Consider the following 13909-nt stretch of genomic DNA (forward strand, 5'->3'; position numbering starts at 1 on the left):
ATAATAGCAATAGTATTGACGATACTATCACTAATAAGTGGAATGTGTATGTATGCGCGTCGAGCGATTATAAATAACTCCGGAAAAGGAAGAGGTCAGACAGCCGTCAGTGTTATTGTACCTGCTAGAAATGAAGCGGAGAACTTACCTAAATTACTTAACAGTATAAGTAAAGAGCAAGAAATAGAAGTAATTGTTATGGATGATGGTTCAACTGATGAGACACAAGTTGTCGCTAGATATTATGGTGCGAGCGTATATACTGTTGAAAATGATACTACATGGCAAGGTAAGTCACATGCTTGTTGGCAAGGTAGCAAATATGCAACGCATGATTTATTAATGTTTGTTGATGCTGATGTTCAGTTTGCTTGTGATGATAGTATTCAAAATATAGCCAATCAATATGATTTACAAGGTGGTAAAGGTTTGTTGTCAATACAACCTTATCACAAGATAAAAAAGCTATATGAAAATATATCGGCGATTTTTAATTTAATGACAATCGTAGGTATGAATCAATTTTCAATCACGAAATCAGCAAATAATGAGCAAGGCGCGTTTGGACCAGTCCTTGTGACAAATAAGCAAGATTATAAATTGACACAAGGACATTTGAAAGCTAAAAATCAAATCATTGAAGGCTTTGCAATAAGTAAAGCATATAATCAGCAAGGTTTGCCAGTTAGTTTGCATGAAGGCAAAGGCGTAGTGAATTTTAGAATGTATTCTCAAGGATATAAAGCGCTACTAGAGGGTTGGAGTAAACACTTTGCACTTGGCTCTCAAGTAACTAAAAAGTCTACGCTTACGTTTGTATTTTTATGGCTATTTGGTTCACTTACAACAGTTTTAGCGATAATTTTTTCAATTAATTTAGGCTCGTTATATATATTATTAGCTATTACTCTATATTTTATATATGCGATACAATTTCATATATTTATTCGAAGAACAGGAAATTTTAATATCGTTGCGAGTTTATGTCATCCACTGCTCTTCATATGCTTTGTCGTGATATTTTTTAAATCATGGTTAGATATCAATGTATTCAAACGTATATATTGGAAAGGCCGTAGAATAGATTTATAGCTTAGTTTTTTATACAAATGTCAAGAAGTTCTAGGCTTACTGAGGAGGCCAATAAATGAATCAATTAGAGAGAGATTATAACCATTGTCACAATATAATGAAAGAACATTCAAAAACGTTCTCATATGCCTTTGATTTTTTGGATTTAAAAAGGAAAAAAGCAATTTGGGCTATTTATGCAGTTTGCAGAATTATAGATGACAGTATTGATAAACACAAAGATCTTGAGCAATTAAACGGCATAGCTAGAGATTTAGATGTGATTTATAGCGATTGTGATTATATTCAAGCGTATCAAAGTGATGCAGCTATTATGAATGCTTTAAGTAATACATTGAATACATATTCAATACCTAAAAAACCTTTTGAATCTTTAATTCAATATGTGAAGGAAGATTTAGTTTTAAAAGAAATGAAAACTGATTCAGATTTATATGAGTATTGCTATGGTGTGGCAGGTACTGTCGGTGAATTGTTAACTCCTATATTAACTTCATCAAATGAAAATAATTTCGAGCAAGCTGAAGAAGCTGCGATAGCTTTAGGCAAGGCAATGCAAATAACTAATATTTTAAGAGATGTCGGCGAAGATTTTCAAAATGGAAGAATTTATCTAAGTGTAGAAGAATTAGCTCAATATCGAGTTAATCTACATTCTATATATTATGAAGGAGTTACGCCAAATTATATAGAACTGTGGGAAAGTTACGCTACAGAGGCAGTTAGGTTATATGATATTGCATTAAACGGTATTAATTATTTTGACGAAGAGGTACGTTACATTATCGAATTAGCTGCGATAGCTTATCATGAAATACTTGTGGAAGTAAGGAAGGCAAACTATACGTTGCATAAGAAAGTATATGTAAGCAAATTGAAAAAAATGAAAATTTATCGTGAACTTAGTGCGAAATATAATAGGAGTGAAACATTATGAAGATTGCAGTTATAGGCGGCGGTGTTTCAGGTTTAGCTGCAGCTTCAAGATTAGCAGCAAACGGTCACCAAGTAGATTTATATGAAAAGAACCAACAAATAGGTGGCAGGATGAATCAGATCAAGCAAGATGGATTTACATTTGATATGGGACCAACCATCGTAATGATGCCTGAGATTTATCGAGACGTTTTTAATTACGCTCAAAAAAATATGAATGATTACTTGGAAATTAAACAATTATCACATATATATGATGTTTATTTTAGTGAAACAGATCAAATTCGCGTTCCCACAGATCTTGCTCAATTAAGAGATATGCTTGAAAGTATTGAACCTAACTCTACACATGGTTTTATGTCCTTTTTAACAGATATATACGAAAGATACGAAATAGCACGAAAATATTTTCTAGAACGTACGTTTAGGAAACCTACAGATTTTTATAATCCTTTTACTATATATCAAGGTATGAAACTCAAAACATTTGATAAAGCAGATAATTTAATTGAAAAATATGTTGATAATGAAAAAATCCAAAAGATTTTAGCGTTTCAAACATTATATATAGGTATCGACCCTAAACGAAGCCCGTCATTGTATTCAATTATACCCATGATAGAGTTAATGTTTGGTGTTCACTTTATAAAAGGTGGTATGTATAGCTTTGTCAGAGCGCTTCAAACGCTAAATGAAGAATTAGGTACTCAAATTTATACCAACGCAAACGTTGAAGAAATTATCATTGATGGTAGGTATAAGTGTGCGGAGGGACTAAAAGTAAACGGACATATAGAAAAGTATGACAAAATAATTTGTACTGCTGATTTCCCATATGCTACTTCATCTTTAATTAAAAATGAACATCATCCTAAGAAGTATACGACACAGAAAATTGATAATATGGACTATTCTTGCTCAGCCTTTTTAATGTACATAGGGGCTGATAAAGATTTATCTGAAGATATCTTGTTACATAATGTTATATTCTCAAAGGATTTTGATAATAATATCAATGAAATATTTTCCGGGGAAATATCCCAAGATCCATCAATATATGTATACGCTCCTAGTGTGGAAGATCAGTCGTTAGCGCCAGAAGGTCAAACAGGTATTTATGTGCTGATGCCTGTTTCAGAATTGAAAACAGGTGATACGGATTGGTCTGATGAGTCAACAATCACACAAGTGAAAGATATTATTTACAATAAGCTTTCTACGATTAAAGCGTTAGAAGATTTGAAAAAGCAAGTTGTGACAGAAATTATTTATACACCTAAGGATTTTGAAGGAGATTATAATGCAAAATTTGGAGCAGCCTTTGGTTTAATGCCTACTTTAGCGCAAAGTAACTATTACAGACCGCCTAATGTGAGCAGAGATTACAAAAATTTGTATTTTGCTGGAGCTAGTGTTCATCCAGGGGCAGGAGTGCCAATTGTACTGACGAGTGCTAAAATTACAGTTGATGCTATGTTAGAAGATATTAATAATGGTATATAAAAAACGGGAGTGGGACAGAAATCAAATTTTCTAATATAGATTTCGTAGTCCCACCCCGGCAAGGGTGACTAGGATTGAAAAAAGCTTGATATAATAGCATTTTCAATTCAGTCACCTACTGCCAAATTGAAAACGAGCCTGAGACATCTATTTATGTCCCAGGCTCGCCTTTTTAACTAATCGAACGTAATGGTTTGTGGTGTGTCTAATTTTTTATCGTTCATAATTTTTATGGATTTTGGTATTACTTTAATTACACACAAGTTTGGATCATCCTTAGAGTCAAAAAAGGACTTATCTTGTTTGTTCCAAATCCAATCAATAGTCTCTTGATCTTTCAGTATTTCAACATTAGCATCAATTTCTAGAAAACTACGATTATTCGTTTCATCGTAACCTATAAGTACATGAGCTTTGGGATTATCTTTAAATTCAGCAATTTTTTTAGACTCAATGCTTGTCTTAGTATAAAGTGTGTGTCCATCATTATAAAATACCATGTATCTACTATTAGGTGTATTGTTATGTGCAGTAGATAGGACACCTATTTTTGATGTATTTAATATATTTTCAATTTCATTTTGTAATTGTTCGTTATTCATAATTTAATCACCTCTGATAATAATATACCCTGAAGTTGCCTATAATATGTAAGGTATTAAAATTTATTTTATTTTTTAGTGAATTATACAAAAGTTAAAACGGGTATATGATTGAAAACACAATCTTAAGTTAAAGGACAATTATAAAGTGAATTTGTATGAAACAAGCTGGGAGGCAATAAAATGCATTTAGGAGTCATACTTAACAGAGTTTTTAGAACGAAAGATAATCCACTTTTTCAATATATAGTGAAGCATCAAAATGAGATAAATAAATTGTATTTTATCTTACCTTTAGAAGATTTAACTGACGCATCAGAAGTAAAACGTGAATATTACTATAAAGTTGTAAAAGGATTTGTAAATGCTTTAGATAAGCATGATATACAACCTCATATTGTCACATATGAAAAGCTAGGTGAATTAGCCGAAACATTGGCGTTATCTCACGTATTAGTAGCAAAAGATATTATGAGTTATCACAAAGAAATATATGACTATCCTCATGTAAAAAAGGCTTTTGAAAATCACCAAGTTACAGTAATTGGACAGCGCGTGAATCATTATTTTGAGCCAACAAAGACTTTTAATAAACAGCAACAGCCTTATAAAGTATTTACTAGTTTTTATAAAGCAAATCGTCAGGATTTAGTACACACCCCTAAAAAAAGTTATCAATTTAAGCAGTTGTCTCAAATTGCAGAAAAGGGTTCAAATCAAAGTGACTTAAAATTTGAAAATAATAAAGATATAGAAAAGTTAGCGCGTAAAGCTTGGGATGATTTTTTAAATAGTGACATAGCTCATTATGATAAATTGACTGACGATGTGTCGCAGGATTTTGTAAGTGGATTAGGTAAATATTTAGCATATGGACTACTCGATATTCGTGAAATTATAAATGATTTACTTGAAGATTATGAGAGCGATGAAAAAAATTATGAAGCTTTTATAAGAGAGGTTCTATTCCGTGAATTTTATTATGTGTTAATGACACAGTATCCAGAAACGGCAACTAAATCTTTTTCTGAAAAATATCGAAACATGCAATGGTCTTATAATAAAACACATTTTGAAGTATGGAAAAAAGGTCAAACTGGCTACCCAATCGTTGATGCTGCAATGAAGAAGCTGAATCGTACAGGATATATGCATAATCGCTTACGAATGGTCGTATCACAATTTTTAACGAAAAATTTATTTATTGATTGGACTTGGGGGGAGGAGTACTTTAGACAGTATTTGATAGATTATGATAATGCATCTAATGTACATGGATGGCAGTGGTCAGCATCAACTGGAACAGATGCAGTGCCTTATTTCAGAATGTTTAATCCTATACGTCAAAGTGAGCGTTTTGATGCGCAAGGGTATTTTATTAAAACACAGCTAGAAATATTTAATGATGTGAGCAGTAAATACATTCATGATCCAACTAAATATAAAGACAAGTTACAAGAAATTTATCATATTGAAATTGGAAAAGATTATCCACAGACTATCGTGAATCATAAAAATAGTAGAGATTATGTTATGGATAAATTTAAGCAATTTTGACATATCATCCAATAAAAAGGAGTGATTCATTTGTTGAAAAATGAAATACATCGTATTTATTTAGACAAAAATAATAATGAGGTAACTATTAATAGATTTAATGTGACATATCACTATACAATATTAGAACAAATTAATGATTTGCCACAATATGGTTATGCAGTTTTAAACCATTTATATGCTAATCCTGGTTTAGAGGCAGACTTCGAGCGTGTGTTCTTAAATAGAGATAAACATCTAGAGAATACTGAAGGGTTTGAAAATCTATTATTTCTAAAGCCACATAGTACACATGAACATCATGTTATCATTACGTTTTGGCAAGACGAAGCAGCTTACAAACATTGGCAAGAGTCTCAGGAATATAAAGCATCCCATAAAAATAGAGGAACCAAACAAGGTGCTGATAAATCTATTGTAAACAGAAACCTATCATTTAATATTAGTTTAGAATTTAAATAACATAATTTTTGAATTAAATGATATTTCTGCAAACATATAGGCGAGTTATTTAAATACTAACTTGCCTATTTTTTAAGCGATATAAAAATTTTAGCAAAATCACTGATAAGGGGAAGCGTATCACAAATAAAAAATAGATTGTGTAAAATATGAAGTGAATTGATGGAAAATAATATATGGACAGCCTTGATAACTGGAGTGTTTTTTATGGCTCTAAGAAATGGATTAGATTATACGTGGGTATCAGAATTGCGAATACAAAGTTAAATTTAGAAATACTTTATCCAATCTATACAGAATGTTTTATTTCAGCTTAGAAAATGAGAGGAGCGTACAGAACTCCTTTTACACAAGAAAACCTGTTATATTTATGAAAATAATAAGTTGAAGGAGAGTTACAGGATGAATAAAAGTAAAGTTTATGCCATTATAGTGTTAACTATATGCTTAATAATTATGGCAGTCTGCTTACCGTTTTTAATTAAAAATGGTAGTTATTCGGCTATTTTTTCTGCTTTCATTCCTATAGCAATAGTAATAATTTATCTTATCTTTAATAAGCGAAATAATAATGATAATTAGGTATTGTAATAACATCACTTATACTTTAAAAATGACGGAGGGATTGGTTAGAAGTGACAATATTTACAATAGGTCATTATAATTATAATCTAGAAACATTTCTTGAAATGCTAGAAAAAGCCAAGATAACAAAAATTATAGATGTTCGTTCATTTCCAAATAGTAAAAAACATCCACAATATAACCAACATGACTTCATGGATTGGCTAAAAGAGCACAATATAAAATATAAACATATTTCATTACTAGGCGGAAGAAGAAAACGTTCTGGCGTAGTTGTAGAAAATTTGAATGCTGGTTGGAAAAATCAATCATTTCACAATTATGCAGATTATACTTTGACCGACGATTTTAAAGAAGGTATCAATATATTGATGGAAGAGAAAGATAATAATGTGGTTGCATTGTTATGTGCTGAACGTCATCCTTCAAGATGTCATCGTTTGATTATTAGTAATTGGCTACAGGCACATAACGAAAATGTAACACATGTTATTTTAAATAATAATGGCATTGAATTAAAATCGCATAAATTAGGAGAATGGGGAGCTATGCCTATCATTGAAGATGACGGGCATGTTGTATATCCCTTTATGACAAAATAAATTCCAATGATAAATTAAAAAGTAATGAATAAAAATCACATGATCAAAGAAGACCCAGTAGTGTGTCACAAGTGATGCTATTTGATAGATATTTAATAATACAATAGGTCATTTGAAATAATTTAACAGCATCCAATCATACATTTATATAATTAATTAACAAAAAAGACCCGATTAGATTCGAGTCTTTTTTACTTGAACTTATTATAGTAGGAGTTGTTGTTAATGAGAAGAATTTAGAATTTTTAATATGGCTTCTTTGTTACTTGAAACATCGATTTGTTGAAGAATTTGATTCTTAGTATCATTCAATTTACATTGTCTTAAAATACTACTGGAAAAATTTTGGGGTTGATAATTATCCCAATATTCTAATTCTGAAAATAGTTCATGATATGCTTTCATGATATATAACCACCTTTTAATTATATTCAATAAAATAGCTCTTCAAATTAAGAAGAGCGTTACACATCTTCTCATCTTTCAGTTATTTAAAACTGTTGGAATTAGCACATCGCTATTTAGCTGTTGCTGGAGCTTCTAAGGGCCAAGTCCCTCCACTCACTCTTAATAAGAGAACTATTTTATTAACTGTATTATAACACAGAATGGAATAACTGGTGATAATGCCTTACTCAAATTTGATTGAAAATTAAGTTGCTTTATTACAAAATTTTCATCAAGGAAAAAGATAATAGATTTGAACAAAGAATGTATGAACCAAAAATAAAGTGCTGAGACGTATTACGGGAGGGGAATTATTAAGTTTAGTGTGACGCAGAATTGTCTTTTTAAACTCTACACGAATATCAATATGATTAATGACAGTAAAATATAATTTTTTGAGTTGTAACTTTATCCATTGTCTTTATATTTAAATATATGACATAGCATAACAGAAACTTGTTTAGTATCGTAAGATAATTTCTCTTGATTTTGCTGTTACTTAAACTGGTTTATTTGTTTTGTAATGACATTCAGTTGTTTTTCTACTCAAGTATAGATGTTTTATCAAATGGAGTGAAATAAATTATATTTAAAAATAATAATTTAAAGGAATTGAATATTTAAAAATTCAGAATATTATAAAAATAAATATGCAATTTAAAATTAATTAGCTTATAATGTCTATGAGAGTATTACAAAAATAGAAAATATACTGCAAATCATCGAAATATAAATTGAAATTTTTAATAATTAATAAGATAAAGAACTGTCAAACAAAGGAGAGATTGTTTTGGTTGTTTTAATTCCAAATGATAATGAAAGAAAAGAGGATTTTAACAATAGTGAAGCTGAAAAAAAGCTATATGAAGCTTTTGAAAATTTAAATGATGACTACTATGTTTTTCATTCAACGAATATACCTGTTAAAAATGGTAAACGAATATTAGATAAAGAAATTGATTTTATTATCTTTAATCCTTCCTATGGAATTTTATGTATTGAAGTTAAAGGTGGGCTCATAAAATACGAGGATAATATTCTGAGACAAAAGAAAAGTAAAGAAATTTGTGATCAAAATAGCGAAGATGATTATAAAAAAATATATCCATATAAGCAACTAAAAAAAGTAAAATATAGTTCAGTAAATACATTAAAAAGAAAATACCCAAAAGGTGTTAAACCCTATGAATTATATTCTTGTGTGTGGTTTCCTGATATCAAAAGTGAAAATATAACAGGTCAGTTACCACTAGAGTATAAGGACAATGGAATGTTATGCAAAGAACATATGAATGATGTTCAATATACTTTAGATAAGATGTTTAAAGATTTAACAAATAATAATGTTATTAGAAAAAATGAAGAAGCAATAAAAACAGTAATTGATACAATAGCTCCTAAATTTACTGCTTTTATACCATTGAATGATTTATTTATTAATCATCAAACTACTTTCAAAGCTATGACAAAAAGTCAGATAGAAGTTATTAAATCGTTTGAAAATAACAAAGCCGTTCTTGTTGAAGGATTGGCAGGGACTGGTAAATCTATAATCGCTTTAGAACAGGCTAAAAAATTGACTGAAAACGAAAATGATACAGTCATATTTTGTTTTAATAGGCTTTTAAAAGAACACTTTGTCAATCGTTTATCCAGTTTTGGTGAGAATATTAACGTTATGAATATGCTCGACTTATATCGTTGTGTTAATAAAATGGGTCATGAATCATTTAATAAAAAAGAGCAAGAACAATTTTTACAAAATTTGTTAAATAATATTGAAAAATTCCCCTTTAAAAATGTTGTCATTGATGAAGCTCAAGATTTTACAGCAGATATACTTAGCAATTTATATAAAATCACTCAAAAAAAGGGCGGGAAATATTATGCATTTTATGACTTAAATCAGAAACATACAAATAATAATACAGAAGATTGGTTACTTAAAAATGATTTAACTAAAGCAAAACTATACAACAATTGTCGAAATACATTTGAAATAGCTGAAACGATTTCAAAGTTAAAAACTGCAGGAGAAATGTATTGTAAACATGGTATAAGCGGCACGAAACCTTCTATGAATATTATAAAAAATCTTAATGATATGAATAAACACTTATTAAAAAGAGTGGATTATTACATTGAACAAGGGATAAAAAAATCGAATATTGTTATTTTATCATTAGAAAATGAAGAGAATATGAATAAAAGTAAATTAGATGGATTAAATATTAGCTTTGAACGTGAGGAAGATAAAGTGTTATTCACAACAGCTAGAAAATTTAAAGGACTTGAAGCTGATGTCGTATTTATTGTAGATTTACAGGAAAATTTATTTACTAATGAAAAATATCGAAACTTGCTTTATATTGCAATTTCCAGGGCAAAACATATAGCTGAAATTCTTGTGGATTATGAAGATAATAAATACAAACACTTGAAAAATTCTGTAATAAGAAATGATAGTGATAGTCTAGCTGATGTTTTATCAGAAAGATATAATATAGAACTAAAATATAACTATTAAACGACGTATAAATTAAAATTTTACAATAAAACCATTATAATGGAATAAATAATACAATTTTTTACTTATGGAATAGGGGAATAATTAGTGACATTATCAACTTTAATTAAAGAGATAGGAAATACATACCTTAAAGAAAAGGAATCAGGTGAATTTACGGGGGCACCAGTTGGAAAGTTAGTAAGAAATCAGATGGTCGATGAACTAAAAAATATAGAACGGCTGAAGAGCTTTAAACTCAAAGGTAGTATTGGAAATGGGAATTTTGCAGAAGTACCGTGGGTTGCTATTATGGATGGAAATATAACAAAAAGTACTACTGAAGGTATCTATATTGTTTTCTTATTTAGTGGAGATGGAGAGAAGGTATTTCTTACTTTAAATCAAGGTGTTACGTATTTTAAAAATAAAAAATTAAAAAAACATGACATCGTAAAAATATCTAACGCGATCTATGGAATATTAGATTCTCCTGAAAGCGCGCCTATTGATATTGATTTAAAAGCTAAGACATCATTAGGGAAAGGGTATGAAAAAACCACGATTAGTGGCTTCGAATATAATATAAATGATTTGCCAGATTCTTCAATAATTGAAAATGACATGAATAAATTGTTGAATGATTATGAACAGTTAATTGCTAAATTTAAAGAAAATAGGCAAAATCTTGATCAATTTTATCGATATATTTTAAATGCAAAAGATAAAAAATACCAATTATTCAAAAATTTATTTAGAAATTTTGTAGAACAAAGTCAAATTAATATTACGAGTAATGACAAAAGTACTGAAATAAAACATGAAGGCCTTGAAGAGGTAAAAATTACTAAAATTAAAGATTATAACTCTATACAAATGTACGATGTTGAGTTTCATATCCATTTATTTAGTAATGGACAATATGGTAGAAAAAGCGGTAACGGAAGCGGTAAAATTCCATATGTATGTTATAAATATTCAAATGCAAGATGGGCAACTATTAGAACAACTTTTGAAAATTATAAAATGAGTACTATTAGAGTGACATTATGGAATGAAATAGATCAAAAAGAACAAGAAACAGGGCAAAGTTATAATATTGTAGATATGGACTTATTTTCGGACAATCCACCTAATGAATATTTCAAACAATTTTATGATGATTATATGGGTTATAAAAACGAGGTGGAACCAATGATAGAAAGTGAAATAGTGAAAGAGTTAACAGATAAATTATTAAAATCCAAAAACCTCATATTGAGGGGTGCTCCTGGAACAGGTAAGAGTTATCTAGCGAAAGCAATAGCTTGTAATATGATAGGGGCTTCTAATGAAGATCTAGAGTCTTCAGAACAATTTGAGTTTGTTCAATTTCATCCCAATTATGATTATACTGATTTTGTTGAAGGCATTAGACCTGTTATATATCATGATGGCACTATGGGGTTTGATTTAAAATCAGGAATATTCAAAATGTTTTGTGAGCAAGCTTTAGAGACACAAAGTGGTAATTCTTCAGATAAAACGAGCGAAAAACATGAAAATCACATTAAATATGGCGATAATCATAAAAAGTATATCTTTGTAATTGATGAAATAAATAGAGGAGAAATTTCAAAGATATTTGGTGAATTGTTTTTTTCAATAGATCCTAGTTATAGAGGAATAGCTGGAGCAGTAAAAAAACAGTATTCAAATATGGAGTCTGAAAAAGACAAATTCTATATTCCTGAGAACGTTTATATAATAGGAACTATGAATGATATAGATCGCTCTGTAGATACCTTTGATTTTGCAATGAGACGTAGATTTAGATTTGTCGAGATTAAGGCGAATGAAAACCTTGAAATGTTAGATTCTCTCGGAGATGACAAAGATGAAGCAATTAATAGAATGATTAGCCTTAACGATGCAATATCTCAAGTTGATGAGTTGGATAGAAATTACCATATTGGGGCTGCGTATTTCTTGAAATTAAAAGATATAAGCTTTGAAGAACTATGGGAAGACTTTTTAGAACCGCTATTATCCGATTATATAAGAGGAATGTTTAATGAAGAAGAGATCATGGAATCATTTAAATCGGTTTATGATAACCCACAAATAAATTCAGAATTAGGTTCAGAAGATGAAGTTGGTTAAAATTAAGGATAATTCTACTGAATCTTCCAATGAGTTTAGTGAAATTCCCAATATAATTTCTTCAATATTAGATAAAAACATATCAGAACTTGATGAGACGGGCGTATTTGTATTCCCTAATAGTTTAAAAGAGCAAGAAGGTATAACAACAGATCAATTTATTCTTAATAAAGTTGGGCAAGAATATCGTTCCAGTAATATTATGGGATTTATAGGTTGCAATGACGAAAATTTAATAATTGAATCGCGTTTTTCGGAAGGACAACAAGATTATTTTTTTCAATATTTAATAGAAAATGTTTTGAAAATACCTTATGTTATTGATCTAAATACAATAATTGACCAAGACAATAAAATTATTGATTTATTTATATTTATTTTTCCATATTATTTAAAGAAAGCTATGTGCAAAGGCCTGTTCAAACAATATACAAGAAATGAATATAACAATAATAATATAAAGGGCACTATTGATATACAAAGACATATTAAAAATAACACACCTTTTATAGGTAATATTGCTTATTCCCAAAGAGAGTTTTCATATGATAACTATATGCTTCAGTTAATTAGACATACAATAGAATTTATTAAAAAAAGAAAAGAAGGCGCAGGCGTGTTAAATAGTGTCAGAAATGAAGTGAAGGAAATTCGTGAAGTTACTACAAGTTATAATCATATGGATAGAAATAAAATAATAGCGTTTAATAATAAGCGACCTATAAGACATGCCTATTATAAGGAATATAGAGAGTTACAGAAACTTTGTTTAACAATTTTGCAGCGTCATAAGCATTATATTGGTAATGGTAAAGAGAAAATTCATGGTATTTTATTTGATGGAGCATGGTTGTGGGAAGAATATATTGATACATTAGTTAGTACAGATTTCTATCACCCTAAAAATAAGGGGGATAGTGGATCTCAAAGATTGTTTAGTAGACATTTAGGACCGAAAATTGGGTTAGTTTATCCGGATTTTATTGGACGTAATCAAGAAAATAGAATAATTGCCGATGCAAAATATAAACCAATCCAAAATATAGCTAATAGAGACTATTTGCAAGTTCTAGCTTATATGTTCAGATTTGATTCTAAAACAGGCTATTATTTCTATCCAAACCATAAAGAAACTAGAGATGAAGTATTATATTTAAATCAAGGGATTAGCTATGAGAGAAATGTGCAAATGCGTGAGGATATAAAAGTAACTAAACTTGGTCTTGCTATCCCTAAAGAAGTTGAAAATTATAAAGATTTTTCAAAGAAAATGAAAAAAGCTGAACAAGCATTTTTAGCTAAAATGTGATTTATCTGGGAATCTGAAAGATTAGATGGTGAAACTAAATTACTTTATCATTATTTAGAAAATACTATTCGTATTAAAAACAACAGAATAATAGTATAGAGTAGAGGCTGGGCAATTAATGTTATCCTGCTCCTTTTCATATTGGCAGTAGATGACTGAAAGTCTA

Annotated in this window: 10 protein-coding genes and 1 riboswitch; of the genes, 9 read left to right on the forward strand and 1 reads right to left on the reverse strand. The window is 29.5% G+C overall.

Annotation, left to right across the window (positions count from 1 at the left end):
• Positions 1 to 48 precede the first annotated feature (48 nt).
• Genes KA867_RS08350 through KA867_RS08360 form a run of 3 tightly spaced genes read left to right on the forward strand, consistent with a single transcriptional unit; the run spans position 49 to position 3531 of the window.
• Positions 49 to 1092: a glycosyltransferase family 2 protein gene (locus tag KA867_RS08350; protein WP_239441456.1), complete on the forward strand. Its 1044-nt coding sequence runs from the start codon at positions 49 to 51 to the stop codon at positions 1090 to 1092.
• 55 nt (positions 1093 to 1147) lie between these two features.
• Positions 1148 to 2029 (forward strand): phytoene/squalene synthase family protein, encoded by an 882-nt coding sequence (locus tag KA867_RS08355; RefSeq protein ID WP_204170909.1) that lies wholly within the window; start codon positions 1148 to 1150, stop codon positions 2027 to 2029.
• Positions 2026 to 3531, forward strand: coding sequence for a phytoene desaturase family protein (locus KA867_RS08360; RefSeq protein WP_204170906.1), 1506 nt, complete (start codon positions 2026 to 2028; stop codon positions 3529 to 3531). Before KA867_RS08355 ends, KA867_RS08360 begins: the two co-directional genes overlap by 4 nt.
• A 176-nt stretch (positions 3532 to 3707) precedes the next feature.
• On the opposite strand, the gene KA867_RS08365 is transcribed toward KA867_RS08360, so the two are convergent.
• Positions 3708 to 4133 (reverse strand): pyridoxamine 5'-phosphate oxidase family protein, encoded by a 426-nt coding sequence (locus KA867_RS08365; RefSeq protein ID WP_016911010.1) that lies wholly within the window; start codon positions 4131 to 4133, stop codon positions 3708 to 3710.
• Positions 4134 to 4316: 183 nt separating this feature from the next.
• On the opposite strand from KA867_RS08365, the gene KA867_RS08370 reads away from it, so the two are divergent.
• The 6 genes from KA867_RS08370 (at position 4317) to KA867_RS08395 (ending at position 13743) form a co-directional block, all read left to right on the forward strand.
• Positions 4317 to 5690 carry a cryptochrome/photolyase family protein gene (locus KA867_RS08370; RefSeq protein WP_056936126.1) on the forward strand — a complete coding sequence of 458 codons (1374 nt, stop codon included), beginning with the start codon at positions 4317 to 4319 and terminating at the stop codon, positions 5688 to 5690.
• Between the two features lie 21 nt (positions 5691 to 5711).
• A complete protein-coding gene (locus KA867_RS08375; RefSeq protein ID WP_230623014.1) occupies positions 5712 to 6152 on the forward strand; it encodes an antibiotic biosynthesis monooxygenase family protein in 441 nt (146 codons plus the stop codon).
• 635 nt (positions 6153 to 6787) lie between these two features.
• A complete protein-coding gene (locus KA867_RS08380) occupies positions 6788 to 7339 on the forward strand; it encodes a DUF488 domain-containing protein (protein WP_210137669.1) in 552 nt (183 codons plus the stop codon).
• Positions 7340 to 7812: 473 nt separating this feature from the next.
• A riboswitch (SAM riboswitch) is annotated at positions 7813 to 7916 on the reverse strand.
• Positions 7917 to 8576: 660 nt separating this feature from the next.
• The gene (locus tag KA867_RS08385) at positions 8577 to 10313 is read left to right on the forward strand and encodes a nuclease-related domain-containing DEAD/DEAH box helicase (RefSeq protein ID WP_210137670.1); all 1737 of its coding nucleotides are present in this window, start codon (positions 8577 to 8579) and stop codon (positions 10311 to 10313) included.
• An 87-nt stretch (positions 10314 to 10400) separates the two neighbouring features.
• On the forward strand, positions 10401 to 12434 hold the full coding sequence (locus tag KA867_RS13545) for an MrcB family domain-containing protein (protein WP_210137671.1): 2034 nt from the start codon (positions 10401 to 10403) through the stop codon (positions 12432 to 12434).
• Positions 12421 to 13743: a 5-methylcytosine restriction system specificity protein McrC gene (locus KA867_RS08395; RefSeq protein ID WP_210137672.1), complete on the forward strand. Its 1323-nt coding sequence runs from the start codon at positions 12421 to 12423 to the stop codon at positions 13741 to 13743. The genes KA867_RS13545 and KA867_RS08395 overlap by 14 nt, the downstream gene beginning before the upstream one ends.
• The last annotated feature ends 166 nt before the right edge of the window (positions 13744 to 13909 follow it).

This window comes from Staphylococcus sp. GDH8C109P (assembly GCF_017893405.1).
GTDB lineage: Bacteria > Bacillota > Bacilli > Staphylococcales > Staphylococcaceae > Staphylococcus > Staphylococcus cohnii.

Excerpts from the sequence above, each read along its gene's own strand:
- KA867_RS08350 (WP_239441456.1), top strand. The coding sequence starts at position 49 with ATGTATGCGCGTCGAGCGATTATAAATAACTCCGGAAAAGGAAGAGGT.
- KA867_RS08355 (WP_204170909.1), top strand. The coding sequence starts at position 1,148 with ATGAATCAATTAGAGAGAGATTATAACCATTGTCACAATATAATGAAA.
- KA867_RS08360 (WP_204170906.1), top strand. The coding sequence starts at position 2,026 with ATGAAGATTGCAGTTATAGGCGGCGGTGTTTCAGGTTTAGCTGCAGCT.
- KA867_RS08365 (WP_016911010.1), bottom strand. The coding sequence starts at position 4,133 with ATGAATAACGAACAATTACAAAATGAAATTGAAAATATATTAAATACA.
- KA867_RS08370 (WP_056936126.1), top strand. The coding sequence starts at position 4,317 with ATGCATTTAGGAGTCATACTTAACAGAGTTTTTAGAACGAAAGATAAT.
- KA867_RS08395 (WP_210137672.1), top strand. The coding sequence starts at position 12,421 with ATGAAGTTGGTTAAAATTAAGGATAATTCTACTGAATCTTCCAATGAG.